The following is a 25751-nucleotide window of genomic DNA, read 5'->3' as shown; positions in this document are numbered from 1 at the left end:
TCAGTGTGAATGAAAATCTTTCTGGAAAAGATTTTACTAAAATTTTCGATTTCTTAACTAAGAAATAATATAAAAGTAAGATCTCTTTAGTTCGGGCTTTACTTCGCTTAACTATCGGCTCTGACGCTTCGCTTCGAGATTGCTTCGCAACTCTCGCTCGGCCTCTGGCACATTTCGCTTTGTCACTCGAATTGCAGAGCGATTCTCGCGCCAAGTGCTTACGCACTCGCGAAACGTCGTCAAGCCTTGGTCGCTAGACGCAATCGCAAAGGAAATTCCAAATGACCGACGAATCAGATAATGTAAAAAATGATCTTGAAAAAGCAATAAGTAGCGGGAAGGGACCTGCTTTCATTAGAGTTATACTGAATCTTTTGGGAGGTGTTCCTGTTGTTGGGAGTGCCTTCAGTGCCGGCGCGGGAGCTTGGTCTGAAACAGAACAAGCTCGAATTAATAAACTGTTAGAAACATGGCTTAAAATTCAAGCCGAAGAAGTTGAAAAGATAGCGATCACACTAACTGAAGTATTTAATAAATTGGATCTTCATGATCCAGTTATTGAAGACAGGATCGCTAGCGATGGATATCTGAATCTAATTAAAAAGGTTTATCGTGATTGGTCGGCAGGTGAATCGGAAAAGAAAAGATTTTATTTAAGGAATTTACTTACCAATGCCGCTGCTAGTCAGATTACTCCTGATACGGTTATCTCATTATTTATTGATTGGGTGAGTAGATTTAGTGAGTTGCATCTTGATTTAATCTCACTAATTTATCAAAATAAAGGAATAACCCGTTTTAAAATGTGGCAATCGCTGTATGGAGAGCAAGTCCGTGAAGATTCAGCCGAAGCAGATTTATTTAAGTTAGTTGTTCATGATCTAAGTATTGGCCATGTCATAAGATAAGAACGGATAATAGATTATGATGGAAATTTCGTTAAAAAAGCAAAGGAAAAGACTCAAAGGTCTCCTTATATGAAGTCCGCTTTCGATGATAAAGAAGGATATGAGCTTACTGAATTAGGTACACAATTCGTTCATTACACGATGAATGAATTAGTGCCTAAAATTGAAAAATCTGAGTAAAACTTGCGACTGCGTCTTACTTTCGGTGCTTCCGCTACGCTCGGAGATCGCTTCGCGACTCACTCGCTCGGGCTACGCCACATTTTGCTTTGTCACTCGTCTTGCAGGGCAAGTCTCGCGCCAAGTCCTTCGGACGCGCAAAACGTCGGAACACCTTGGTCGTTAGACGCCATAATTATAATATGCAGTATTATATAATAAAAATTTGTGTTCTTTTCTTTAGCTGTTCAATTCTTGCTTGTAGGGTCAATTTAAATAGAGAGCCCTCCCTTACTGAAACTAAGAAGGCAGCTTCTTGTTCGAAGCTTAGTAAACAAAATTTCCCGATTAATTTCAGAGGAGGTTGTTTGGGTCAAGGTTCAGAATGCTTTGATGATACTCAAGAGTCTCACGGTTTAAAGTTTCTTAAAGATCATACAATAATGAAATCTGACATTTTCCCTGTTTACGGAGTATCGGAAAGGTTATCAATTGAAAAAGGGAAATGGTCAATTGAGACAAATGTTATAAATTTTGAAGCGCCTTGTGCAATTATCGAAGGGGGAGAATGTCTGGGTGCTTGCCTTTATGAAAGAAAGCAACCTAAGCAAATTTGTATTAACGAATGTGGCTTATCCGATAAACTTAAAGAATATGGAAAACTTGATCTTAAACTTGTTTGTGTGGGAGAAATATTGTTAAAGGATGATCATATGAAATTTAATTTGCAAGTTAAAGATCTAAACCCGATTCCAGGCTTCTCGCGATTCTCAAAGGCAGTAAGCAATGATGATTTCTGCTTTTTTGATTTGAAATAGTTAAGTAATAATTACGGCGTCTAACTATCGGTGCTTCCGCTGCGCTTCGAGATCGCTACGCGACTCTCGCTTGGCCTTCGGCACATTCCGCTTTGGCACTCGTCTTGCGAAGCAAGCCTCGTGCCAAGTCCTTCGGACTCGCGGAACGTCGTCAAACCTTGGTCGTTATGCGGACATCGCAAAATATTTTATGATAAAAAAGATCATTCTATTTATTATGTTACTAATGGGTTGCCATAAAGAGGAACTAACTGAATCTTTCGAGATGAGGATCGCGATCATAGTTAAAGAAAATGTCTCTTGTAAACCCAATCAAAACAACTATCGAACAGATAAAAAGAGCTTTAATTTCGGAGATATACTTAAAATTGAAAAAGTAGACAAAGATCATCTCGTGAAAATTGCAAATCACGAATGTTGGATTGATAAAAAGGACACTCTGATAGAAGAGTCATTTAAGAAAATTTTGAGTCCTCAATCTATTGTATGTAATGTTTTTACAGAAGTTCCAGAAGGTACGAAGTATTATCTCAACGAAGAATTATTTTATTCTATGGAAATATGGCCAGGGTGGGCTGGATCTTTAGAACTCAAGGGTAAACAATACGAACAACCTTTACTAATTAAGATTGGCGAAGTTAAAAATTCAGATGCTGGTATTGTCCTTACTCCCTTGTATATTGGAGTTCAAGATTCATATGGAAAATTTGCCGGGTTTTTGCCGAAGTCTGATTTTCAATCGGAATACCAAATTAAAAAACTTACGTACCAAAAAGATTATAATGGTGATAAATACTTATCGGATATGAAATTTAACAAGTCCTTACTTGAAAAGGATTGTAAAGCTAATGATTCAGTGGGATATGCTGTTAATAGGAAACAAGTAGCGCAAACCTACTGGAAAGAGATTAAATCTGAATTAAAGTATCCGTATTTTCCTTCAAACTGTCGTTATCTTGATAAAGTAATTAATTGTTTATTTTAATTGCGACGTCGCATAACTATCGGTGCTTCCGCGTCGCTGCGGGATCGCTTTGCGACCCTTGCTTGGGCTTCGCCACATTTGCTTCTGTCACTCGCCTTGTAGAGCAAACTCGTGCCCTCGCAAACGTCGGAACACCTTGGTCGTTAGGCGAACAGCTCTGCACGACATTGTTTTTAAGTTTTGCGGGCTTCCGTGCCCGCCTTATCTACAAGTTCTTAATTTTTAAATACACATAAAAATATGTATAATTATATGTATTGACAAAGATATAGCCAGCGCCTATTCTCTATGTAGATGGAGTTTGAATGGGACCCTGCAAAGAACGAAGAAAATCTGCGGAAACATGGAATTGATTTCTTTGAGGCTCAACGGGCATTCTTGGACCCAAACAGGGTTATTACTTTAGATGTTACTCATTCTTCTGAATCTGAAAAGAGATATTATTGCTTTGGTCTCATTGATTCGCATGTTTCGACAGTAAGATTTACTGTTAGAAATAACAAGATCCGAATCTTTGGGGCAGGTTATTGGAGACAAGGTAAGAAAGTTTATGAAAAAGAAAATAAAATACACTGATGCGCCAGTATCTATATCATCTTCTATCAAATCTTCTATAGTAGTTGATGATTTTCTACCTCCTCCGAGTAAGCTCGTTTTGAAAGAGGACAATTCCAGAATAACTATAGTCTTAAGTAAAAAGAGTATTTCGTTCTTTAAAAAGGAATCTAAAAGATCTGGTGTGCCTTATCAGACGATGATAAAAAAGGTTCTGGATTTATATACGGAGCATTATGCTCCTAAATAATTACTAACGCCATCCGTGGCTTAATTTTGTTGTATTAGCTGCAGAGCCGTCGCCTAACTATCGGTTCTGACGCATCGCTTCGAGATCGCTCCGCGACTCTCGCTTGGCCTTCGGCACATTTTGCATTGTCACTCGTCTTGCTAAGCAAGCCTCGCGCCAAGTCCGTCAGACTCGCGGAACGTCGTCAAACCTTGGTCGTTAGACGGCATCCAATTAAGATTATATTTATGTGCAAAGTATTCTTTTCTCTTTGTTTTATAGGTTTAATTTCTACTTTCTCATTATTTGCAGAAGAAAAATTTCTGATAAATGGTACGAATGTTAATTTAAGGGAAAAGCCCTCGATAAAATCAAAAGTTATTCATATATTCAACAATGAAGATGAACTAATTATTTTGCAATATGAGCCCAAAAGAGAGAATGTCGCAGGCCAAAATTCGCAGTGGGTGAAAGTTAATTTTCAGAATAAGATAGGTTTTGTTTTTGGCGCATTTTTAAAGCCTTTCGAGTTTAAAAATAAACTTTATATTTCTTTTGAGAGTGCTCAATCTTGTTGTTATAAAATTTGTAAAGCCAGTATAGCTAAGTCTAATTGTTCGAAGATGCCTAATCATCCTGATTGCGATTGTGGTGAAGAGTGTGAAGGAGGCGGTCCGTCGAGTATGCTAATGTATGGTTGGACACCCGATTCAGAAGATAGAAAAAAATATTTTCAGAATAGTAATGATGTTAGAACAGACTCGAAACAATATAGAGAGCAATGTTTTTCGAAATAATTAGTTGATTTAATTAGTTGGATAATTGGACGCCGTCTAACTATCGGCTCTGACGCTTCGCTTCGAGATTGCTTCGCAACTCTCGCTTGGCCTTCGGCACATTTGCTTCAGTCACTCGTCTTGCAGAGCAAGTCTCGCGCCATCGCAAACGTCGGAACACCTTGGTCGTTAGCCGACATTACTAATGAAATATGTTTGAACCAAGAATTCTTAGATGATATACCATTTTTTATTGTTAGCGCATACTTTTCTTATCGATGAGGCAGTATCCTTGTGGCTATATCTATTATTAAAATTTCTTATAAACTTTTGGCTGATTTCGCGCAGGCTTACTGATTCTAAATTTGAAAGCCCGTTTACATATTTTTTCAGTTTTTTTCTCACTTTAACCGATTATCTATTCGTTCCAACGTTTCAATATTGCTTAAGTATTGAGAAGTTCGATTCTTTTTCTTTGGCGATTTTTATATTCATTTTAATGAAGGGAATTGGTTGGTCTTTGGTAGTGTTTATAAATTCATTTAGAAATGAATTGAATAATGATACATCGTCGAAGTATTTTTCTTGGTTATATTCGCTTTCGTTATCTGCAATTGCAGACTTTCTTATAGCTTTGCCTGTTATATTCATAGGATTTGTCGTCGCTACTACTTGAAGGTAACGTCGGCTAACTATCGGTGCTTCCGCAGCGCTGCGGGGTCGCTTCGCGCCCCTTGCTCGGGCTACGCCACATTTGCTTCTGTCACTTCGCTTGCAGAGCAAGCTCGCGCCATCGCAAACGTCGGAACACCTTGGTCGTTAGGCGTAATTGGTTAAAAATAGTTTTCGTTGAAGAAATGATATGATTAAATGGTTGTTGTCTCACATGGCTGGTGCTTTGGTCAGATCGATTTTCCAAGCAATAATTGGCGCAATACTTTTACTTACCGGCATTGTTCCTGAACAATGGATTGCTTCTTTTATCGAGTCTCCACCGACCTGGTTAACGCATCCACTAACTCGAATAACAATTATCTTTTTAGGTTTAATAGTTATTGGAATATCTGTCTTCCTTTATAATAAATCAACGAGGCTAGTTGTTCAACCCGCCACTGTTAAAAAAGTAAAAATCCATATACCGGATCCTGAAAAGCGTAAGGCTATTGATGAGATATATTCTGCCTTAGAAGAGGCAGAATATGTATACGATACAGGCTGTGTTCTGGCAAATTCCTGGCGAGATTCATTGAGAAGCGGTAAATTGCAGGAATATTTAAAAGATTTAGCAAACTATCGAAAACAAGTATCGAATGCGATAGTGAAAGTGGCAGATTTATGTGGGAAAAAATATGAGCGCTTCACTGATATTTATGACTATAGAAATGCTAATTTTGGCTTCCAGAATGAAGTCTTCGAACCTCTTACTATTTTTATAGGAAAAATTGAAAAACTTGATTATACGATAAATGAAGGTATTATTGATCTGTTAAACCCATACGGAGAAAATATTAAAAAATCTGTTAGCAAATTTGGAGAATGGGCTCGAGAGTCAAAAGCTCTCTTTCGAAAAATGCGGGATGAATCCTGAACTAACCAACTACGCCTAACTGTCGGTGCTTCCGCTACGCTTCGGGATTGCTAACGCAACCCTCGCTCGGGCTGCGCCACATTTTTGCATTGTCACTGCGCTTGCAATGGCAAGCTCGTGCCAAACGCAGAACGTCGGAACACCTTGGTCGTTAGGCGCAAGTCCTAAAATATCGCTTTTATCAATGGGATTTCAGATCAGAATATGCATTAAATTATTGATAATATTATATTATTATAAATAATTACTTGTTTTTCCTAACGTTTCATCTTAATAATTGGTGTGTTATGAGAAAGAAAATATTATTACTTATTTTCGTGGTTCTTACTGTTATTACTGACTCAATTTATTCTGATTCATGTCGATCGCTTACTAGTAAATCCAATCTGGATAATTTTATAGTAAAAAAGGTGAGCAATAGTAGATACAGAAATCTTCACGATGAACTAGAAATAGCACCTGTTCGCAGATTGGTATGTTTCGCGTGGCTTGCTCATCCCTTTTGGATCCAGTTAGTAGCTGCTTTGAAAATTGCGAAATCTTCTGAATCGATAAGAGACAAGGCGCACTGTTATGAATTAGCAGGAGATGGAGCAAGACTTGCTGAGATATGTCGAGTACCTTCCATTATTTCTACAAGCCTCGCTGAATGTTCCTGTGACGATGTGTTTTAATCCGATTCACTTTAATAAGATAGGGCCAGCGCCTAACTGTCGGCTCTGACGCTTCGCTTCGAGATTGCTTCGCAACTCTCGCTCGGCCTTCGGCACATTCGCGTCCGTCACTGCACTTGCTTGCGCAAGTTCGTGCCGTTGCGAACGTCGGAGCACCTTGGTCGTTAGGCGTAATTTGGCGAAAATTAAATTATAAAAGCGAATAAGTTAAGCTCAAATAATTTTTAAATTTACTATCGGCTTGATCTTTATAAGCCAAATAAATTATCCCAATGACTAATCTGCCTATTACGGAAAAATTAATCTTGTTAAAATACGCTCTCCAAGCACTCGCTCAATCGGCGGAAACTCAGAGTAGGCTTTTTCCAGATTTTGTTTGTATAGCTGATGAACTTGCTCTTGATTTTGATAATGCATATCAAGCCGTTAAAAGTGACCTTGATAACACTTTGAATAAGGAACAAATTAAATTATTAGAAGAAATTAATTCGATACTAGATCAGAATAGCGGCGATATTAGTGCTCAGCATTCGACTAGCGAGGCTCTGATTTCTGATCCTATGTGGATGATACTTCGGGTTCGTGCATTAGCGACTCTCGAAAGTTTTAATTGGCATGATATTCCTCCTCCCTCAGATTTTTATAGATTTGTTCGGGCTAAATTATAGTGATTCTATAATAATCTATCTTACTTTATTAGCGCCAAACTACGCCTAACTGTCGGCTCTGACGCTTCGCTTCGGGCTTGCTTCGCAACCCTCGCTCGGCCTTCGGCACATTGGCTCCAGTCACGGCTTTTGCGGTGTCAAAACCCGCGCCTGACCCTAACGCCTCTTTGGAGGCTCAGGGTTCGCCAACGTCGTCAAGCCTTGGATCGTTATACGCAAGGCTGGCAAAATTGATTTTTTCCGAAAAATTGGATAATACTCTTGATTGTAATACAAAATAGTGATACAATGAATTTGTGATCAGTTTAAGAATACCACCCGATTTAGAAAGACAATTAGATTCATTTGCAAAATCCAAGGGTAAAAGTCGCTCTGAGATTGTAAAAGAATCGATTCTTGAATATATTAAAAATCATAGCTCAAATAAAACACCCTTTGAATTGGGTGAAGATCTATTTGGTAAGCATTCCGCCAACAATCAGGAATTATCTCAAAATAGGAAAAGTGCATTGAAAAACATACTAAAGGACAAGAATGAAAAACGCCGCTCTCGTTGATTCTGGCCCTATCATTGCATTATTCAATTCATCAGACAATTATCATAAATCAGTATTTAAATTCCTAAAAGGATTTAAAGGATCATTGTTTACTACCTGGCCTGTGGTTACAGAGGTAATCTATTTACTTTCTTTTTCTATAAATGCCCAATCTGACTTTTTGGAATGGATAGAGCGTGGAAGTCTGCAAATTTTAGATATAACATTAGAAGACCTAAAATATATAAAGAGTAGGATGCAAAAGTATTCAGATTTGCCAATGGATTTAGCTGACGCATCTTTAATGTGCATAGCAGAAAGGGAAGGTATCTATAATATTATTAGTATAGATTCCGACTTCTCCATATACAAAACTCTCAAAGGCAAATATCTCGCAAATTTATATAAGAATTAAGCCAGCCCAGCGTATAACTGTCGGTGCTTCCGCTCCGCTCGCGGATCGCTTACACGACCGCTCGCTCGGGCTTTGCCACATTCGCGTCCGTCACTTCGTTTGCATGCGCAAACTCGTGCCGTTGCGAACGTCGGAGCACCTCGGTCGTTAGACGCCATCATTTAATTTTCCTTTGAGAGAGAAAATGTCAGAAATTAAAAGAATTCATTGCTTGCGATGTGGAAATACAACTAAGCACACCGTTAAAGGAGAACATAAGGCTACCGGGTATGCAGAGGGTCCAGATATAGGATGGGAAAAAATATACTTTATCTTGGAATGTAACGGTTGTGAAGATGTTTCCTTTCTGAAGATTTCTACTAATTAAGATGATTTTACTTATAATGCAGATGGTTCCATTGAGAGTATAGAAACTATTACGGTTTATCCCGAGAGAGAAGAGGGAAATTTAGAATCAAAATATTTCTTTAGTCTACCTCGCCAGATTGAGGAATTATATGCGGAGACGCTTGAAAGCTATAATAAAGAAAATTTAATTCTTTGTGCAGCTGGTCTTCGTGCTATGATAGAGGGGGTTTGTGCTGACCAAAAGATTAAGAAGGGCCCTGTTGAAGAAAAGGACAAGAATGGCCAAATCGTAACAAAGCAAAAAGGAAATCTTGAAGGCAAAATTAATGGGTTAACACAGGAAAATTTGCTCACTGAGAAGCAAGCTAATATTCTTCATCAGCACCGTTTTTTGGGAAACACAGCTCTTCACAGATTGAAAAAGCCTGATAAAGACAAACTTAAGTTAGCCATAGAAATTTTAGAACATATACTTGATGCAATTTATGTAATCCCAAAAAAGGCGACTAATTTAAAGAGAAAAAAATGACGGCGTCTAACTTACGGTGCTTCCGCTTCGTTCGTGGATCGCTCGCGACCACTCACTCGGGCGGCGGCACATTCCGCTTTGTCAATCGTCTTGCACAGCAAGCCTCATACCAAGTCCTTACGGACTCGCGGAACGTCGTCAAACCTTGGACGTTAGACGCCATAACAGAATGAAACTTTTAAATATACACTTTATCATCTTTCTTTTCAGTTGTGCGGGATCTATCAATGTGAGCAATAGATTTGCAACACTCTCAAATTTTGATCCTACAAAGGAAGGGTGGCTCACTTGTAAAAAAGGAGAATTGTCTCCTTTTAATAATAAAGTATGTATTAACAAAACAAATTATCTAGTTTATGTGAATTTAACTTTATATGGAAAAGAAAGAAGTGAAAATCAATGTAAAGAAATGTGCCAATTAACATATCCGGAATCTACTGCTAAAATTCGAACGGGTTCGCTTCATAAATTTTTAGAAGAATTTGAAAGAAAAATAGTAAGCTATCAACCTGATATGAGGATTTCCGAGTGCATTAGCAAATCTGCAAATTATAGTGGCTTCATTTCTATGCTCGATAAAGAAAAGAGTTGTGTTTGTATTAACTATCTTGAATTTCCTAATGGCATGGATGATCTTGAGAGAGTGACCTTGGGCTGTAGTAAGAAATATGGTTATACTTCCGCATATTATGACTATAATAATGTATACGAAGAATATTAGAAAAGTCTGTTACGGCGTCTAACTATCGGTGCTTCCGCTTCGTTCGTGGATCGCTAACGCGACCACTCGCTCGGGCTTCGCCACATTTTGCATTGTCACTGCACTTGCATGGCAAACTCGCGCCGTTGCGAACGTCGGAACACCTTGGTCGTTATACGCAATAAACGCGCAGCATTTTTCTTAATAGTAATCTTCAATGAAAAGCGAGAATTTTCTTTCGGAATTGAATGAGCAAATATACGATTTGCTATATGTATCCATTGCTATTCATGAATTTGAAGATTGGGTATTCAAAAGCGAAGGCTTAGAACGTTTACTTTCACAAGATGATTATTTAGACTTAATGTCCTTAGATTATCGTAAAAAGTCAGTTAAATACGAAATTCAAAGCATTCTGACAAGATATATTGATCAAGGGTCATTTGAAAAATTAAAAATTACTAAGCTGCTTGAAGAGGCAATAAAGGGCTCAGAAAGGCTACCTATGATTCTAATCATGTTTTATGATTATTATTGTGCAGGCTACAATTTCTTAGAAGATTTGGGCCTTGGTTATGGCGCCCTTTGTGATGATAGTTATTTTCCTGAACTTAAATATCTAAAGAATGATGGCAAATCAAGGGAGAAAGTATTTCCTGGTATCGATAGAGTGTTAACGCGAACTTTGAATTGGATCTTGTTCGAAAAGATAGTTTTTACTGGATTCGATGAAGATAAGGGGAAATGGACTTATATAGACTGTCGAAGTGATATTGAAAGAAAATCAGCAATAGGTATTAAAGTCAGTACGGATTCAGATAGTGGAAACTCAATCATCGAAAGTGTTCTTGAATGGAAAGAAGAGAAGAAGTGGTGGCACTTTTGGCGTTAGTAATTCTATATAAAGCAAAATTATTATATATAGAGTAGCGCGCTTACTGCGCATAACTGTCGGTGCTTCCGCTCCGCTCGTGGATCGCTAACGCGACTCTCGCTCGGGCTACGCCACATTTTGCATTGTCACTGCGCTTGCAGTGGCAAGCTCGTGCCAAACCCAAAACGTCGGAACACCTTGGTCGTTATCCGAAAGTATTCTCAATATTTTTCATAAAAAAATCATGGAAATCTAAAGATGAAAATAGGAAAAAAATTCAATTCCTTAAAATTAGCAGAATATATTTTCTATATAGATAATTATAAGAAATATACTGATTTTAATACGCTTGGTCTTTATCGATCTATTTCAGAAAATGAAAAACTTAGTATAGAAGAGAAAATTGAAATAAGGGAACATGCTCATAAAATATTCAAGAAGACCTTCGATTTTCTGCAAATAAAAGATCCGGATACGTTTGTTCGCGTTACTACTTTGGGAAAGATGCTCACAGTTGCCGATGAACGAGAGATTTGGGCAAATGTGATTGCAAATCAAGAGAGGATATTAAAAGAAAAACGCATAAGACATCGTAATTTTGGAGAGTATTCAAAGCACAATTGTGGATTTGATGATTGTATATATAATGGGTTAATGGTTCAGCCTGGCTCATTTCTAGTTGAGAACAACATACATTTTCAATCAGATAAGAATAGACATAGCCAAAAAGTGAAGTCCGAAAGATTTAAGAAAGAAAGAAAAGGAATGAGCAAAATATTGGAGGATGGTTTCTCTGAAATTGATGAGAATACCTTCGCCTAACTATCGGTGCTTCCGCTCCGCTCGTGGATCGCTAACACGACCACTCGCTCGGGCTACGCCACATTTCGCTTTGTCACTCGCCTTGCAAAGCAAGCCTCGCGCCAAGTGCTTCGCACTCGCGAAACACCTTGGTCGTTATGCGAAAGTTGGCAAAATAATATTCTAATATCGAAAATGGTTAAAAAGACATCTTTACTGTTCATATTATTCATTGCTATCTCTGCATACTCAGAATCTAATGAAATTCTGCAAATCAGAGAAATTTACAAAAGTGCGCAAGAATTTCAAAAAGCTAACTCAGATAATTCGATTCAATATGTTAGATATTGGAATGAAAATACGAAAGATCTATCTAATTGGGAAACGCTTGATAAAAACTCAAAGAAAGAAGATATCTTAAGCTTCATTCGAATATTTAAAGATCATGAGAATGTATCTTCAATATTATTAGAAGAAAGCACACCATCAGGAGATTGGGTTCATACAACTGAATACTATTTCTACGATAACAGTAAAATAGCTTTCGTATTTTCGAATCTTTCAACTTTTTATGGGAATGTTAGGGTAGAAAAACGTTTCTATTTTAATGAAAGTTTTAAAATAATTAGAGAACTAAAATCAATCTATGATCTTCAAACGAATAAAGAGTTGAAAGGTCGTGATAATGATTTTATAGATCGAAAAGTGGTTATAGTGAAAGACGCTGTTTCTGTATTTGAGAAATTAAAATTGACTTTTAGTCGTTAGCCAACCTTCGCATAACTTACGGTGCTTCCGCTCCGCTCGTGGATCACTAACGTGACCACTCGCTCGGGCTACGCCACATTTCGCTTTGTCACTCGTCTTGCATGGCAAGCCTCGCGCCAAGTGCTTGCGCACTCGTGAAACGTCGTCAAACCTTGGTCGTTAGGCGCCATTTTTATAACGATATTTAAAAGAGTGAAAGAGATTTCAGTGAAACGATACGAAATTTTAGAATCATTGCCGGTTTACGGTCCAATGTACATTCCTATAACAGAAGACGGACAATTATTCTATTCAGAAGGATTTCCTGTTCGATTTTACAATTCAGACGGGACTGACTGGGTTGCAAACTTTAAGCCGGGTTGGACTAAGTTAAAACGTGTAATAGAATTTGAAATGATTCAAGAGCTATTAATAATTGCTTGTGGAACTTGCTATCTAATGGATCCAAACCATTCGAAAGCAATTTCAGTTTTTGGGGGTAGCTTTAGTGATATTTTTGAAGCCAGTAATAATCGGTTAGTCTTGCAAGATGAGCTAAAGTTGACAATAATTGAACCGAACGGGACTCACTGGGACACAGAAAGAATATCTTGGGATGATTTAAAGGATTTAAGAGTTGAGAATAATGTAGTGACAGGGCTTTCATATGACCCGATTGACGATGCTGGTGAATGGGTATTATTTGCGTATGACCTCGATACGCAAACTTTGACAGGCGGTAGCTATAACAAGTATGCTTTTTCAAAACCCTGGTGGAAAATATGGTAATTGCGAAGCGTAGTCTTCTTTATGTGGAACTATAAACTTCCAATACGTTGGATTGGGAGTGGATGCGAAGACGAACAAACCGAGCGTTAAAATTAGGAAATTCTTAAATTGTTTGCGAAAAAAGTTGCGCCTAACTATCGGTGCTTCCGCTAAGCTCGGAGACGCTTTGCGACTCACTCGCTCGGGCTCCGCCACATTTCGCTTTGTCACTCGTCTTGCAGGGCAAGACTCATGCCAAGTGCTGCGCACTCGCAAAACGTCGGAACACCTTGGTCGTTAGACGCCAGTCTTAATATATGTATCTCGTAGTAAGATTTAATATCCAAATCATCCTGCTTATACTTTTAACAATTTCTTGTAGAAGAGAGATGAACTTAGAGTCGGAAGGAAATTCTTTAATATTCGGTAAATATGCTGGAGAATGTATATTTCGCTGCGTAAATATATTTAAATTGGAAGGGGGTATTCTTTCTAGAAATTATTTGGATCAGGTTTCATCAGTCGGTCATCCTTTTAACGGGGAATATAAAATTCAACCGCAAGAAAAATATATTATTACTAAAGATTTACTAGTCCATTTTCCTCGCTGTTTAATTCAGGACTTCAACTCTAAATTTGGCCATCCAGATGAAATAGATCAAGGTGGGTTTTATATCGAAGCCAATTTTGAAGATCAGCGTCGATATTGGCTATTTGATGTTGTAAGGGATAACATTCCATTTGAATATCGCTCGTTTATCGATAGGGTTGATGAAAAACTGATTTTACTAGATAAGACCGGCGGCTAACTGTCGGTGCTTCCGTTTCGTTCGTGGATCGCTAACGCGACCACTCACTCGGCCTTCGGCACATTTACGTCTATCACTTCGTTTGCCTGTGCAAACTCGGGCCATCGCAAACGTCGGCTAGGCTTGGTCGTTATGCGCAACTATTTTGAAATTTTATACTAGTTACAAAAATTAAATATTTTGATTTAATATATATGGAAAAATTTAAAGAAACTTTCAATACTTGGAACGAAATTGCAAGCCTATATGAGGAGAAATTTATGGATTTTCCTCTGTATAATGAAACTTACAATTATTTTTCCGATCAAATTCCTCTAAACGGAAATGTTTTAGATTTAGGTTGTGGGCCTGGGAATATTACCAATTATTTATTTAGAAAAAGAAATGATCTTAATATAAGTGGTATAGATATTTCAGATAAAATGATTATTCTAGCTAAAAAGAATAATCCAGAATGCATTTTTAATGTTTCAGATTTAAGACATTTCAAAACTCAACATGAATATCTTAATGGAATTATTATGGGATTTTGTTTGCCTTACATACCATTTATAGATATCAAAAACCTTTTTCCAAAACTATTTGATTCGTTGAAAAATGGCGGGATTCTATATTTAAGTATTGTCGAAGGAAATCCGAACGATTCAGGTATTAAAATAGGAAAAGATGGAAGAGAACTTTATTTTTTTTATCATTCTATTACAGATATTTCTCAATTACTCTTAATGAATAATCTGAAGATTCAAAAAATTTTCAATATTGATTATCAGAATAATGATCAAAGTTTTGATAATCATGTTGTAATTATTTCAAAAAAATAAATCAAATATTTGTAAAAAAAGCAGCGCATAACTGTCGGCTCTGACGCATCGCTGCGGGATTGCCTCGCGCCAAGTGCTTATGCACTCGCGAAACGTCGGAGCAGCTTGGTCATTAGACGTAATGGTCCAAAATTGAAAGTAATAAGGAATTAATTAAAACGATAATGAAACTTTTGTACCTTTTAAGTATGTCCATTTTGTTGTTTTCATGCTCAAGCAATGCTATTGATAAAGATTTGCTCATAACAACAGCTTGGGGACCAGACATTGTAACAGGCGAGGGCTGGGTAATGGAGTTCAAGGAAAATCAAACATATACTGAACTATATGCTGGAGAAGGATGCGGGGGTTATAACGGCTCTTATGAAATTAAAAGTAATCACCTGTTTTTAGAACCTGAGAAGAATCCTGGGTGTACTCCAGAAAATAAGCCAGTTAAGAATAAGAAGTGCTTTTTAGAAAAGTCAGATCAATCTTTATATTATACTCAGCGCTTAAATTGTGGAGAGAATTTGTTTTATTGGAATTATAATAGTAAGTTAGGATCGGGGCAAAAGCGAAATTATAAAGGGATAGAGTTAGTCACTATTGGACTTATTAATTCTCAAACAACGTCTAATGTTAAATTTCGTGATACCCCAAATCAGAATTCTCTTTCTTTCAAATGTAGCTTTATCGATGAAGGTCATCAACAGGTTGAAAGTGAATATATTCCAACTGGAAATGATATCGTTATAATTGGGCGCCAAACTCAAAAAGTGAAAATTGCCCAGTGGGAAAATTATTGGTATTTAATTGCTGTGTCTTCAAACGCATATAATGGGTGTTATCCAAATGTAGGCTGGGTTTTTGGAGAGTTTATCAACATACCATAGCTAACGATCGGACTACTTCGCCTAACTATCGGTGCTTCCGCTTCGATTCGAGATCGCTATGCCGCACCCTTCATTATAGTGCCTGCCGTCCATGGCAGGCTTTGAGTATTGATTAAGATAAAGAAATTTAATTTTACTTAAAGTTAAAAGATTTTTTAGAAAGATATTCAATTTGCAGGAAAATAATAAATGAATATTGTAGGTCGAGTAAATAATCTTTACTTGGAGAAAAGGAGAGCCTTATTGCGTAAATACGGATCTAATAATGAGTAATCAATGAAAAGAATAGTAATTATAATCTTTGTTCTATTGATTATCGGTTGGTCTATATATTTCTGCAAAATGAAAGCAAATCAACCAGGTGCTGAGGGTAATTTAGGCGGCATTGAAATAAAAAAGATGGGAGAAATTGATTCGGAAAAAAATAACTTCCGCTTTAAAAATGAGCATTTTTTAGTAGGGTTGTGGGAGGCGACTGGTAATAAAATCGCTGAGGGAAAAGTTAAAGTAAGTATAAATTTCTGCGGAAAGGAATATTTTGAAACGGTAGAATTCCTTGATAAAAGAAATGAAAAAATAAAAGTAAAATTTTGGATTCAGAATTTTATTGAAAAAGATTGGAGAAAAGGAAAAGCAATTCATTCGCTTTTCCTTTACGTCCCAATGGATTATTCATTTGGTGATAATTTTGTAAATGACCTTGTATATGAAGAAGATTCAAAGAAATTTTATTCATATAGTAATGGCACGTACGATGAAATGATTTTTAGGAAAAAAAAATGTCCATAAAATTACCTTCTTCAAAGAATCCTTTATGTCAGTCCCTGCGCCATAGTAGCTTAGAAATGATAAGTTTTTGTTTACGGAGTTTGGATGAATAATTTATCTCGAACTTAAACTTTCAGATTCGCAATTTTAATACTTTGAGGAGAATAGATGAAGGCGATTTCTTCCTTGGCTTCGCTTGGTTATACATTTGAGGCGCGGCACAAGCAGATAACTAAAAATTGTCGCTGCGCTGCGGGGTCGTTTCACGACCCTTGCTTGGGCTTCGCCAAATTCCGCTTTGTCACTCATCTCGCAAAGGCAAGTCTCGTGCCAAGTTCTTACTGACTCGCGAAACGTCGCCAAGCGTTAGACGTTAAGCGAAAGTTTTGAAGATCACCACTGGTAAATAGTATGAGAAAATTTATATTAACTTTAGTCTTTTTGTTTATGAACATTTTGTCGTGCGCTAAGGAAAAAAGAGGAAACGGAAACGCAGTCATTGTCAATTATGAACCTGGGATTTTTCTCTACGAAAGCCATGATGTTAATTCAAATATTTTAACTAAACTTGCGAACCATAGTGAAGTGATAATTGATGGGGATCCTATCAATACTGGAGATATATTTTATAAGTATTCTTCTCCGTGGTATAAAATAAAGGCAGAGAATCTGGAAGGGTATACCTTGGGGTATTTTCTTACTGATTCAACGGAGAAATATAAAGACTTATTAGACAGTTACAAAGAAAAAGGAATTAGTGAACTTATTTCATTAATGCCATTCAATTTTTCGATAGATTTGAAAGAATTCCACGGAAAGTTAGATTCTGTTAATATTATAACTAATAACAATGCCCAAACAATAGCAACTTGTCAAACTAGTGCTGTTTGTTATCAATGTGAAACAAAAGTTCTTAAAATTGATTCGCGAAATATAATTCTAAAGCACACAATTACTAATTTCGGAAAGCATGTACTTCCTCCGAAATGTGTTGGTCCAACTCTTAAGAGAGAATTTCAGTGTGAAATAAATGAAGAGACAATCGCTCATATTCTTTCAAAAAGGCTTTATAATTATGAAGCATATTGTGATGAGCTTTAGTAAATTCAAAACCATCGCCTAACTGTCGGTGCTTCCGCAGCGCTGCGGGCTTGCTTTGCAACTCTTGCTCGGGCTTTGCCACATTTCGCTTCGTCACTCTTCTTGCATGGAAAGCCTTGCGCCAAGTGCTTACGCACTCGCGAAACATCGGAAAACCTTGGTCGTTAGGCGAACATTCTGGAAAGATATTATTTAATAATGAAAAAACTTTTAGCTCTAATAATTCTAACAGCTTCATTTTCTTTATCATCTAAAGAAATTACTTCTGTAACCGTAAAGAAAAGTGAAAGAAAGCTTATTGTAGTTCAAAATGGTGTAAATATCCTGGAACTGAATATTTCACTTGGATTCAATCCTGATGGGAATAAGTTGCAAGAAGGTGATGGCAAAACCCCTGAAGGAGAATATAAGCTAGATTATCTTATAAATGATTGGGAATACTATAAAGCTTTCCATATTTCTTATCCAAAGATTGATCAGATAAAAAAGGCAAAGGAAAATGGAGTAAACCCCGGTGGTGGAATCCTAATTCATGGAATGCAGACAAAATGGAATTGGGTAGGGAACTTACATACATTTTGGGACTGGACTCATGGATGTATTGCAATTACTAATGAACAAATGGATAAGTTGATAGAAATCGTTCCGGTTGGTTCAAAAATCACAATTGAACCATGATCAATTTAAATATTTGCTGTTCGATCCGGAACGTTGCCAAGGCTTGGTCGTTAAACGCCATTAATTAAATATGAATAAGATCTTTATAGCACTATTATATTTATGTACGATAAATCTATTCTCTAAGGAATTGACTGTTTACTTACCAGAGTCATCAAATGATCCAGAAGAGCTTAGATTAAGAACATTTTATGATGAAAGAAATAGAATCGGATTACTATTTTCCGGAATCGAAAGTTTAGAAGATCAAGAAAAGATCTATAAAACTTTGGGGGAAGTGGAATATTTAAAAGTGAACGATCTTTCTAAGGACTTTGCAAAATATTCTTTGAATCAGGTTTGGAAGGCATTCGCAAGTGGTAAAGGCAAAAGATTTATCGAAGTATTCAATATTGATTTTTTAATGATAATTACGAAAAGTAATGAAATCTCAGAAAAATATAATATTACTAATATGTTCTCTGTCCGACTTGTTGATCTATCCAAAAACACATTAAAGCTGATGTTAACCGCTTGTGAGAAATGTAATACAATTGAAGGGAAAGCAGAGGATATAAAACAACGTTTAGTTCCTAAGAAATTAAAGACCTCTATTGAATTACTAGCGGACGATGAAAATCCTGAAATAAGAACAGAGCTACTCGAAACCTTAGATTGTTTGGAAAAATTTACGTGTAATTTAGAATTTGCTTACTCAAAGTGGGGAAAATTAGATTCTGAAACCATCAAATGTCAGAGTGCCTTATATAATTTAGCTATTTATTGGAAAATTAAAGGTGATAAAATCAAATCTGTTTTATATTTTCGAAGAGCTACTCAGATAGACTATAAAAATAATGAACTCATTAAACGAATTGCACGTCGGACTTTTCCGGATGAGTTTAATTAACGGCGCATAACATCGGTGCTTCGAGATTGCTTAGCGACCACTCGCTCGGGTTACGCTATATTTCGCTTTGTCACTGCACTTTCAGTGGCAAGCTCGTGCCAAGTGCTTTCGCACTCGTGAAACGTAGGAACACCTTGGTCGTTATGTGTAATCGATCATTGAATTGGGTACTATAGTGAAGAAAATAATATTAATAATCTATTTGATATTCTGCGGATGTCTTAGTTTTCAGGAAAAGAATAAGATACAAGGCTATTTTAAGGTAACGGCTCCAAGCGGCTTAATATTAAGAAATGGCCCCGGGCAACAATTTGAACGCATTACTAATTTACCCCGTGGCACAACGGGCAATATTCTTAAATTCGTCGGGGAACAAGTTGAGATATCAGGATATAAAGGTAAATGGTTAGAGGTTTATGTAAACGATAGGGCAGGATATATTTTCTCGGGTCATGTTTTATATTCGAATAGCAGCACAACTTTTACTCGAAGGTTTAATGAATATAGCTCAAGTTCATATGAAGCATTCGCGATTCAGCCATTTAGGCAAATTTCTAGTAAGAACAAAATACAATCCATGTTAGTGAAAGAGAATAATGAATACTATACAGGAGATGATAATTTTTTATTCAAAAAATTAATAGCGTATCCAGAAGGTGAGTTATTTGATGCAGGATTTTCATCAGACTATTCTACACATACTATTTATAAAAAGAATAAGGCAGGCGAATTAATAATTCCCGATGAGAAGAACTTTCATGTGTCGGGGATATTCGAACAGGGGCGGTTGATCGAAGGTAATATTCAATATTGCTATGGATGTTGTGCAATGCCGGAGCCAGCGGTGTCCATAATTGGTGTTCAAAAATCTATTACTTTATACGCTTCAGCTACTGACACAACTCCTTATTGTTTTATTGAATCAGGTAGTATAGATTACAATAAAATCAGAATATCTGACGCTGATAATGAAATTTATATCCACAAAAAATTAGGTGATTGTTCAGAAAAGGTAATAGAACAGTGTATTTCAAAAAACAATACTGAGAACTGTATTCCTCCAAAATTTATATCTGAAGTTTTTGTAATTATCAAAGATCCCTATAATGATCCAGTATTTGAGACTTACGAGAATCAAGGAATCCCTGAGAAATTTATTACTAAATTCAAAGCCGCTAGAAAAACGAAACCATTCAAGAAGTAATCAAAAATAATCGACTACGCCTAATTGTCAGTGCTTCCGCTCCGCTCGGAGATAGCCTCTTTATGATGATCCGCTTTTTTTAACTTGAGTTAAATGTTCCTTGTCGGATTTTGATTCAAAAAATATAGTGTCATTAAAGCTCTTTACTCGTTCTGTTTTAACTGCAAGCCCGTACTGATCTAAATAAAATTTTCATATGGACTATTCGTAGCCTCTGTATGGAACGAGGATAAAATTCATGTCATCTAAATTGTTTGTAGGTGGCCTTAGCTGGTCAACCACTGATCTAACCTTACGCCAAGCGTTTGAAACCCATGGCGCTGTTCAAGAAGCCAATATAGTAGTAGATCGTGAAACTGGAAGATCAAGAGGGTTCGGCTTTGTTACCTTTGCGGATCAAAATTCTGCGAATGCAGCTGTTTCAGAGCTCAACGGTAAAGATTTAGACGGTCGCAATATCGTAGTTTCAGTTGCTGAAGATAAATCAAGATCTGACCGCAACAGAAATGGAAATAAGAAGTTTCAGCGCGATCGCTGGTAAGCATACTATCATTTGTAATTAAAATCAATAGTCCTCTTGTCTATCGCGTGCTATCTAAAGTGCTAGAAAAATGGCAGCAAGAGGATTATTAATCCAAAAAACTCTGGCTTTTTTCTGGTTAAGTCGATCACTTTTCTAACGAAGCCTTTATATCCTTTCTATCTTCTTTTTTTAAGCCCTATACAAATCCTAGAGCAAAAGTCGATTTTCATTTAACAGGAGAGCTGTATGGCCCAAAAAGGTAACTTGTCCTTTGTGAAAAGGCAACGCGAAATTAAAAAGAAGGAAATTAGACAGGAAAAACTCGAAAAACGTAAGATTCGCAATGAAGAAAAAAAAATAATAAGGTCCCTTTGCCAGAAAAGGAACAATATGTTCGCAATGCGCTTAAGCATCTAAATCCATAATTTCAAAAACTTTCTATCAGTCTTTGAATCATCTGCCTACGTCCTATCCACACTACGCCTAACTGTCGGTACCTCCGCACTCGCAAAACGTCGGAATAGCTTATACGTTAGACGACATCTATTGAAAATCTTAGTGAAATGGATAAGTATTACGGCAAAAAATATTCTATTTCTAAGACGGATGTCTCTCTAAACTTGTCCGAACGAGTTGATTTTTAGATAGAATGTGTAAATTCAAAAATTTCTACTTCGATCTTTGTAAAAAGAAGTAACTGAAGTTTGAGTGGTCTTAAAAACCTAAAAAGGAAATAATACGAATGGTCGATTATCGATTTCGGACCCCGAATTTCTTGAAATATATCTCCATTAAATTTAAGAGTGGTAGACTGTCTTGTCTGCGCAACTGATTGAACTTAAATTAGCAAGAGAATATAAGTTTATGTATAAAGGCTTTCTTCTTCATACCCAAAGTGACACGTATCTTTTTCTTGATTCAGATGGTATGAATATTTATGGCCTTAAATTTGAAAGTACCTATCTATCTAAATTTGGCTATCCTATTGATGAAGGACTTGGGTTTCATGAATTAGCTAAATTCAATTTGCTCTGATATAGATTTTCTGAAGTCAAAAATTCGCCTTGGATTAAAGAGATAATAGAAAATAGTAGTTCAGACAAAAGGTTCAAGAAATCCTTTTTCGAAATTATTAATACAGAGATTTCATATATAACAGATCAATAAGTTTATTGAAAATGGCACGGCGGTTAATTATCGGTGCCTCCGCACCGCTCGGCACTCTCGCTTAACCTCCAGCACATTGGCTAAGTTATTCGAATTGCAAAAGCAATTTTCGTGTTTGTCTTCATTACATTCAGCGCGCCAATGTCGTCAAGCCATGGTCGTTAGGCGCCAGCGTACTAAAATAGAATTTCAGTAAAAAAAACTCATTAAATTCGAAATATAGTTTTTTTAATTCAATTTTAGAAAGAAATTAGTTTATACTCGTTAATGAAAATATTTATTTTTTACGTATTTTTCTTTTTATCTGGCTCCTCAGATATTGATAGTTATGCAAAGTACATGCAAATAAATGACGGCTTTATAAAGAATTGGGAATTTAGACAGGCAAAATCATTTTATGATGACTACGATTATTTAACAGATGCAGACCAGATAATAGATGAAGAAATTCTTTTGAAGATTCAAAAGGAACTTATTTTAGCCGTTTTAATCTACTTTTGCGCATCCGTATTGGCTTCATTTATGATAGCAGGTACACTTGATATAGTGAAAGCAAGTAAGGCTCTATCAGAACCAATCGAAGAAGAGCGGGAATCATCTCAATAATATATGCTTCGGCGCCTAACTTACGGGCTTCCACATCGCTTCGAGTTCAATATCGCACAATGTAGTCAAGTATTGGTCTTTATGGGAAAGCGTTACTAGATGGCATTTAAATTAATATATATTGTTCTATTAACTTTCATTGTGTTTAACGACCTTTTAGCGCGGGATCTGAGCGGTACTTTTGTTAAGGGACTTGGATATGTGCTAATGGAGGAGAGTGGGGATGATTTGCTTCCTTATGATATTATTACCAAAGTATTTTACTGTAAGCAAAAAGCATCCTGTATAGAAAAATATAGAAAAGAAGATATCATTGAAGCACTTAAAAATTATTATTCAGTAGATATGATAGAACTAATTCGAGGCGATAATATTATTCGTATTTATCCTTCCGATAAAGCCCGTTCTATCACGGAATTGCCAAATAAATATGGCTCAATGTATATTAATTCATATAATCGCAGAATTGTGAGTAAGTATATTGAAAAATCTTATACTTGTAAAGCAGACGAATCGCTAACCTTAAAATCAGAATTTTTAGAATACGGCATAGTTTTTAACGCATATAAAGGATCAAGCAAAGATCAAATTGAGATATTGAATCCAGTTTCATGTTCTGAAACTCAGTGTAAATTAATTAATAAAGGAAAGATAATTGCGTTATGGATATTCTATCCAGATGGTTCTTTCTATATTAAGCACTTAAAAAGAAATATTGAAGAAATAGAAATGACTATATTAGAAATAGAGTTCTTTAATTGCGGAGTTTGGCATTAATAATAATGTTTTTCGCATAATGTAGTAATACCTTTGTGGTTAGGCGGACATCGTATAATCTTTTATGATAAAAAAGATCATTCTATTAATTCTGCCGCTTTTCGGTTGTACAATTTAATAAGTCTTTACTTGAAAAATATTGTAAAGCAAATGATCCAGCGGGGTTTGCTGTTAATAAGAAACAAGTAGCGCAGATCTATTGGAATGAGATTAAAACCGAATTTAAGTTTCCGTATTTTCCTTCACAATGTCGTTATCTTGATAAAGTAAGTAATTGTTTATTTTAATTGCAACTGCGCTTTCTCATACAAACTCGTACCAAACGCGATCGTCGGAACAACTTGATCGTTATTCAATCGATAGAAATGCCACACGTTTAAAATCTATTTAACCGAGCAAAGAATGAATAATAATGATTTAGAACAGGAAATCGAAGCTGAAAAGAAAAGTTTTACTAAATCTTTCTTTTCTTCAATAATAGTTTACAGTCCATTTGCGTTAATCTGCACGCTAATGGAAGATTCAGGATTTGGTAAAGCAGAATCAAATATCATTCTTTCGTTAGTAAAGTTCTTTTTCTTAACATTTCTTTCTTATATATTTCTGTCATTATATAAGTCCGAGTCCATAAGAATTAAATATTCTGAGGGTGATTCTAATTATAAAAAACCTCCTTTCAAATTACATTTTATCTTGCTAATTGTTGGAATATTAATATTAGCATACCAAATTAAATTAATCATTCTTGCTATAGCAATGGGAATTTACGGATCAATTGTACTTTAAAAATAATTTGAAGAGAATTGTAATAGAAAATAGAAAACGCCAGGGCAAACTGTCGATGTTTCTTATTGCTTTGAGATCACTATGCGAAATTTCCTAAAACGTCTTTATAAAAGGTTAATAATGAATAAACTTATACTTATATTTTCAATTCTGTTGTTCTTTATTTTGTCGCCTGCTATGTGGGCAAATGATGAATTATCTCAAAAGCTAATGGAAGGCGATATCATATTTCATGAATCTAATTCAGAACAAGCTAGAGCGATCAAATTAGCGACAAAATCTCGATACACTCATGCTGGTATAATTTTTAAATATAAAAATGAATTCAAAGTTTTGGAGGCAGTCGAGCCAGTAAAAATCTCTCCTTTATCTTCTTTCATTAAACGCAGCCAAAAAGGGCATTATGTGATTAAAAGAATAAAAAATAGAGAGAATATTCTTACCGAAGAGAAGTTAGCACAAATGAAAAAATACGGGAATTCACTATTAGGTAAACACTATGACATCTACTTTGGCTGGGATGATAACTTAATATATTGTACTGAACTTATCTGGAAGTTATATGACAAATATGCCGGGATAAAATTAGGAGAATTAAAAACTTTAAAAGATTTCGATCTTTCGTATCCAGTTGTACAGCAATTAATGAAAAAGAGGTATGGAAATAGCATTCCATACTCTGAACCTGTTATTTCACCTATTGATATGTTCGAGTCGCCGGAATTAGTAACGGTGATTAATCACAAATAGGGTTGGCAATTTTGCAGCAAGTCCTATGAAATTACGGAGCGTTGCCAAGCGTTGGCCACTGGACGAAATGCTCTCAACTTTAATTTTGGCAAAATGATATTTATTAATCAAAGGAAATTTAATGAAGTTATTTGTTGATTTACTTAATCAAATTATACGGAATATATTAGTATGGAAATTGTGTATTTCCTTAACGGTCCTATTGTCTATAGTGCCTCTTCTTGAACTAACAAAAGATAGCGCTATTTATAAATTTCTCTTTGCGATCATTTTTATGGCGTTTGCAGCATTAATAATATATAATATATATTTATTGTTTAGAATATTTTATGATTTGACTTCAGTCGGTCAATATAAAGGTGATATTTCGCTCTCAAATTTCTTTTGGCTCAATATGAAATATCAATTTATCTTTGGATTATTTATTTTTCTTCCATCAGTATATATTCTTAATTCTTCTGTTATTGGTAGAATGGAGTCCGTAAAGAATGTAGATGCAATGTACTCTATTTTAAGAGATCCTATTTTGGTTATCTTTCGAAATACAGCAGAATTTCTTTACATCATAGGATTAGTTGTTGTGATTGGGTCGCGGAGCTTTGATGCTTTTTTTGATAAATTGAGGATTCTCTTCTTTAATAAATCTGTGATTAAAATTATTGCTATCGTAGCTGCTTTGAGTGTTTTGATTGAATTAATTAGGTTATTAGTTTACCCGGAATATTCAAATTCTTCTCTATATTCGTTTCTTAATTTGTTCTTAGTAATTGGATATTTAATTTTTGTTCTACTTCTTATTCGCGAGTGGCAGAAACTTTATTTTCGATCGGAACCAAACTGATCGATTTGAGCACTTTATTTAACTGTCGGTGTTTCTGAGTCTGTGACTGCACTTGCATGAGCAAATTTATGTTGTTGC

The 25751-nt window shown here is 36.0% G+C and carries 30 protein-coding genes; all 30 read left to right on the top strand.

Annotated features, from left to right (window positions below):
* Positions 1-281: 281 nt before the first annotated feature.
* The 30 genes from B1C82_RS02020 to B1C82_RS01870 all read left to right on the top strand — a co-directional run bounded on the left by B1C82_RS02020 (position 282) and on the right by B1C82_RS01870 (position 25673).
* On the top strand, positions 282-908 hold the full coding sequence (locus tag B1C82_RS02020) for a hypothetical protein (RefSeq protein WP_086445938.1): 627 nt from the start codon (positions 282-284) through the stop codon (positions 906-908).
* Positions 909-1435: 527 nt separating this feature from the next.
* Positions 1436-1885 carry a hypothetical protein gene (locus B1C82_RS02015; protein ID WP_157894089.1) on the top strand — a complete coding sequence of 150 codons (450 nt, stop codon included), beginning with the start codon at positions 1436-1438 and terminating at the stop codon, positions 1883-1885.
* Between the two features lie 190 nt (positions 1886-2075).
* Entirely contained in the window at positions 2076-2870 is a 795-nt protein-coding gene (locus tag B1C82_RS20495) for a hypothetical protein (RefSeq protein ID WP_106407688.1), read from the top strand.
* A 294-nt stretch (positions 2871-3164) separates the two neighbouring features.
* A complete protein-coding gene (locus tag B1C82_RS02010; protein WP_086445936.1) occupies positions 3165-3446 on the top strand; it encodes a BrnT family toxin in 282 nt (93 codons plus the stop codon).
* 456 nt (positions 3447-3902) lie between these two features.
* Positions 3903-4451, top strand: coding sequence for an SH3 domain-containing protein (locus B1C82_RS02000; RefSeq protein ID WP_106407690.1), 549 nt, complete (start codon positions 3903-3905; stop codon positions 4449-4451).
* Between the two features lie 841 nt (positions 4452-5292).
* Entirely contained in the window at positions 5293-6018 is a 726-nt protein-coding gene (locus tag B1C82_RS01990) for a hypothetical protein (protein ID WP_086445932.1), read from the top strand.
* 287 nt (positions 6019-6305) lie between these two features.
* Positions 6306-6692, top strand: coding sequence for a hypothetical protein (locus B1C82_RS20540; RefSeq protein ID WP_157894088.1), 387 nt, complete (start codon positions 6306-6308; stop codon positions 6690-6692).
* Positions 6693-6997: 305 nt separating this feature from the next.
* Positions 6998-7360, top strand: a complete 363-nt coding sequence (locus B1C82_RS01985; protein ID WP_086445931.1) for a hypothetical protein — start codon at positions 6998-7000, stop codon at positions 7358-7360.
* 296 nt (positions 7361-7656) lie between these two features.
* Entirely contained in the window at positions 7657-7917 is a 261-nt protein-coding gene (locus B1C82_RS01980; RefSeq protein ID WP_086445930.1) for a ribbon-helix-helix protein, CopG family, read from the top strand.
* Positions 7895-8311, top strand: a complete 417-nt coding sequence (locus B1C82_RS01975) for a type II toxin-antitoxin system VapC family toxin (protein WP_086445929.1) — start codon at positions 7895-7897, stop codon at positions 8309-8311. Before B1C82_RS01980 ends, B1C82_RS01975 begins: the two co-directional genes overlap by 23 nt.
* 397 nt (positions 8312-8708) lie before the next feature.
* The gene (locus B1C82_RS01970; protein WP_335900641.1) at positions 8709-9188 is read left to right on the top strand and encodes a DUF4145 domain-containing protein; all 480 of its coding nucleotides are present in this window, start codon (positions 8709-8711) and stop codon (positions 9186-9188) included.
* 229 nt (positions 9189-9417) lie between these two features.
* Positions 9418-9909, top strand: coding sequence for a hypothetical protein (locus B1C82_RS01965; RefSeq protein WP_158666937.1), 492 nt, complete (start codon positions 9418-9420; stop codon positions 9907-9909).
* A 196-nt stretch (positions 9910-10105) separates the two neighbouring features.
* Positions 10106-10780, top strand: coding sequence for a hypothetical protein (locus tag B1C82_RS01960; protein ID WP_157894087.1), 675 nt, complete (start codon positions 10106-10108; stop codon positions 10778-10780).
* A 240-nt stretch (positions 10781-11020) separates the two neighbouring features.
* On the top strand, positions 11021-11584 hold the full coding sequence (locus tag B1C82_RS01955) for a hypothetical protein (protein ID WP_086445925.1): 564 nt from the start codon (positions 11021-11023) through the stop codon (positions 11582-11584).
* Between the two features lie 174 nt (positions 11585-11758).
* Positions 11759-12331 (top strand): hypothetical protein, encoded by a 573-nt coding sequence (locus tag B1C82_RS01950; RefSeq protein ID WP_086445924.1) that lies wholly within the window; start codon positions 11759-11761, stop codon positions 12329-12331.
* 207 nt (positions 12332-12538) lie between these two features.
* Positions 12539-13099 carry a hypothetical protein gene (locus B1C82_RS01945; RefSeq protein ID WP_157894086.1) on the top strand — a complete coding sequence of 187 codons (561 nt, stop codon included), beginning with the start codon at positions 12539-12541 and terminating at the stop codon, positions 13097-13099.
* A gap of 368 nt (positions 13100-13467) precedes the next feature.
* Positions 13468-13887 (top strand): hypothetical protein, encoded by a 420-nt coding sequence (locus B1C82_RS01940; protein WP_157894085.1) that lies wholly within the window; start codon positions 13468-13470, stop codon positions 13885-13887.
* A 260-nt stretch (positions 13888-14147) separates the two neighbouring features.
* Positions 14148-14708: a class I SAM-dependent methyltransferase gene (locus tag B1C82_RS01935; protein WP_157894084.1), complete on the top strand. Its 561-nt coding sequence runs from the start codon at positions 14148-14150 to the stop codon at positions 14706-14708.
* A 164-nt stretch (positions 14709-14872) separates the two neighbouring features.
* Entirely contained in the window at positions 14873-15583 is a 711-nt protein-coding gene (locus tag B1C82_RS01930; RefSeq protein WP_086445920.1) for a hypothetical protein, read from the top strand.
* Positions 15584-15859: 276 nt separating this feature from the next.
* Positions 15860-16372 (top strand): hypothetical protein, encoded by a 513-nt coding sequence (locus tag B1C82_RS01925; RefSeq protein ID WP_086445919.1) that lies wholly within the window; start codon positions 15860-15862, stop codon positions 16370-16372.
* A gap of 390 nt (positions 16373-16762) precedes the next feature.
* Positions 16763-17452: a hypothetical protein gene (locus tag B1C82_RS01920; RefSeq protein ID WP_086445918.1), complete on the top strand. Its 690-nt coding sequence runs from the start codon at positions 16763-16765 to the stop codon at positions 17450-17452.
* A gap of 198 nt (positions 17453-17650) precedes the next feature.
* Entirely contained in the window at positions 17651-18130 is a 480-nt protein-coding gene (locus B1C82_RS01915) for a L,D-transpeptidase family protein (protein WP_086445917.1), read from the top strand.
* A 70-nt stretch (positions 18131-18200) separates the two neighbouring features.
* On the top strand, positions 18201-19019 hold the full coding sequence (locus tag B1C82_RS01910) for a transposase (protein WP_086445916.1): 819 nt from the start codon (positions 18201-18203) through the stop codon (positions 19017-19019).
* Between the two features lie 175 nt (positions 19020-19194).
* On the top strand, positions 19195-20223 hold the full coding sequence (locus tag B1C82_RS01905; protein WP_157894083.1) for an SH3 domain-containing protein: 1029 nt from the start codon (positions 19195-19197) through the stop codon (positions 20221-20223).
* Positions 20224-20461: 238 nt separating this feature from the next.
* The gene (locus B1C82_RS01900; protein ID WP_086445914.1) at positions 20462-20764 is read left to right on the top strand and encodes an RNA recognition motif domain-containing protein; all 303 of its coding nucleotides are present in this window, start codon (positions 20462-20464) and stop codon (positions 20762-20764) included.
* 1416 nt (positions 20765-22180) lie between these two features.
* Positions 22181-22519, top strand: coding sequence for a hypothetical protein (locus tag B1C82_RS01890; protein WP_086445912.1), 339 nt, complete (start codon positions 22181-22183; stop codon positions 22517-22519).
* Between the two features lie 99 nt (positions 22520-22618).
* On the top strand, positions 22619-23296 hold the full coding sequence (locus B1C82_RS01885; protein WP_086445911.1) for a hypothetical protein: 678 nt from the start codon (positions 22619-22621) through the stop codon (positions 23294-23296).
* Between the two features lie 402 nt (positions 23297-23698).
* Entirely contained in the window at positions 23699-24082 is a 384-nt protein-coding gene (locus tag B1C82_RS01880) for a hypothetical protein (RefSeq protein ID WP_086445910.1), read from the top strand.
* 81 nt (positions 24083-24163) lie between these two features.
* A complete protein-coding gene (locus B1C82_RS01875) occupies positions 24164-24832 on the top strand; it encodes a YiiX family permuted papain-like enzyme (RefSeq protein WP_411550351.1) in 669 nt (222 codons plus the stop codon).
* A 121-nt stretch (positions 24833-24953) separates the two neighbouring features.
* Positions 24954-25673, top strand: a complete 720-nt coding sequence (locus B1C82_RS01870; RefSeq protein WP_086445908.1) for a hypothetical protein — start codon at positions 24954-24956, stop codon at positions 25671-25673.
* Positions 25674-25751: the final 78 nt, after the last annotated feature.

This window comes from Leptospira venezuelensis, from assembly GCF_002150035.1.
In the GTDB taxonomy this organism is placed as follows: domain Bacteria; phylum Spirochaetota; class Leptospiria; order Leptospirales; family Leptospiraceae; genus Leptospira_B; species Leptospira_B venezuelensis.
This window is presented reverse-complemented; position numbering and strand designations above follow the sequence as displayed.

Bases quoted from the DNA above. Each gene is read 5' to 3' on its own strand.
- B1C82_RS02020 (WP_086445938.1), top strand. From the start codon at position 282: ATGACCGACGAATCAGATAATGTAAAAAATGATCTTGAAAAAGCAATA.
- B1C82_RS20495 (WP_106407688.1), top strand. From the start codon at position 2,076: ATGATAAAAAAGATCATTCTATTTATTATGTTACTAATGGGTTGCCAT.
- B1C82_RS02010 (WP_086445936.1), top strand. From the start codon at position 3,165: ATGGAGTTTGAATGGGACCCTGCAAAGAACGAAGAAAATCTGCGGAAA.
- B1C82_RS02000 (WP_106407690.1), top strand. From the start codon at position 3,903: ATGTGCAAAGTATTCTTTTCTCTTTGTTTTATAGGTTTAATTTCTACT.
- B1C82_RS01990 (WP_086445932.1), top strand. From the start codon at position 5,293: ATGATTAAATGGTTGTTGTCTCACATGGCTGGTGCTTTGGTCAGATCG.
- B1C82_RS20540 (WP_157894088.1), top strand. From the start codon at position 6,306: ATGAGAAAGAAAATATTATTACTTATTTTCGTGGTTCTTACTGTTATT.
- B1C82_RS01975 (WP_086445929.1), top strand. From the start codon at position 7,895: ATGAAAAACGCCGCTCTCGTTGATTCTGGCCCTATCATTGCATTATTC.
- B1C82_RS01960 (WP_157894087.1), top strand. From the start codon at position 10,106: ATGAAAAGCGAGAATTTTCTTTCGGAATTGAATGAGCAAATATACGAT.
- B1C82_RS01955 (WP_086445925.1), top strand. From the start codon at position 11,021: ATGAAAATAGGAAAAAAATTCAATTCCTTAAAATTAGCAGAATATATT.
- B1C82_RS01950 (WP_086445924.1), top strand. From the start codon at position 11,759: ATGGTTAAAAAGACATCTTTACTGTTCATATTATTCATTGCTATCTCT.
- B1C82_RS01940 (WP_157894085.1), top strand. From the start codon at position 13,468: ATGAACTTAGAGTCGGAAGGAAATTCTTTAATATTCGGTAAATATGCT.
- B1C82_RS01935 (WP_157894084.1), top strand. From the start codon at position 14,148: ATGGATTTTCCTCTGTATAATGAAACTTACAATTATTTTTCCGATCAA.
- B1C82_RS01930 (WP_086445920.1), top strand. From the start codon at position 14,873: ATGAAACTTTTGTACCTTTTAAGTATGTCCATTTTGTTGTTTTCATGC.
- B1C82_RS01925 (WP_086445919.1), top strand. From the start codon at position 15,860: ATGAAAAGAATAGTAATTATAATCTTTGTTCTATTGATTATCGGTTGG.
- B1C82_RS01920 (WP_086445918.1), top strand. From the start codon at position 16,763: ATGAGAAAATTTATATTAACTTTAGTCTTTTTGTTTATGAACATTTTG.
- B1C82_RS01915 (WP_086445917.1), top strand. From the start codon at position 17,651: ATGAAAAAACTTTTAGCTCTAATAATTCTAACAGCTTCATTTTCTTTA.
- B1C82_RS01910 (WP_086445916.1), top strand. From the start codon at position 18,201: ATGAATAAGATCTTTATAGCACTATTATATTTATGTACGATAAATCTA.
- B1C82_RS01900 (WP_086445914.1), top strand. From the start codon at position 20,462: ATGTCATCTAAATTGTTTGTAGGTGGCCTTAGCTGGTCAACCACTGAT.
- B1C82_RS01890 (WP_086445912.1), top strand. From the start codon at position 22,181: ATGAAAATATTTATTTTTTACGTATTTTTCTTTTTATCTGGCTCCTCA.
- B1C82_RS01885 (WP_086445911.1), top strand. From the start codon at position 22,619: ATGGCATTTAAATTAATATATATTGTTCTATTAACTTTCATTGTGTTT.
- B1C82_RS01880 (WP_086445910.1), top strand. From the start codon at position 23,699: ATGAATAATAATGATTTAGAACAGGAAATCGAAGCTGAAAAGAAAAGT.
- B1C82_RS01875 (WP_411550351.1), top strand. From the start codon at position 24,164: ATGCGAAATTTCCTAAAACGTCTTTATAAAAGGTTAATAATGAATAAA.
- B1C82_RS01870 (WP_086445908.1), top strand. From the start codon at position 24,954: ATGAAGTTATTTGTTGATTTACTTAATCAAATTATACGGAATATATTA.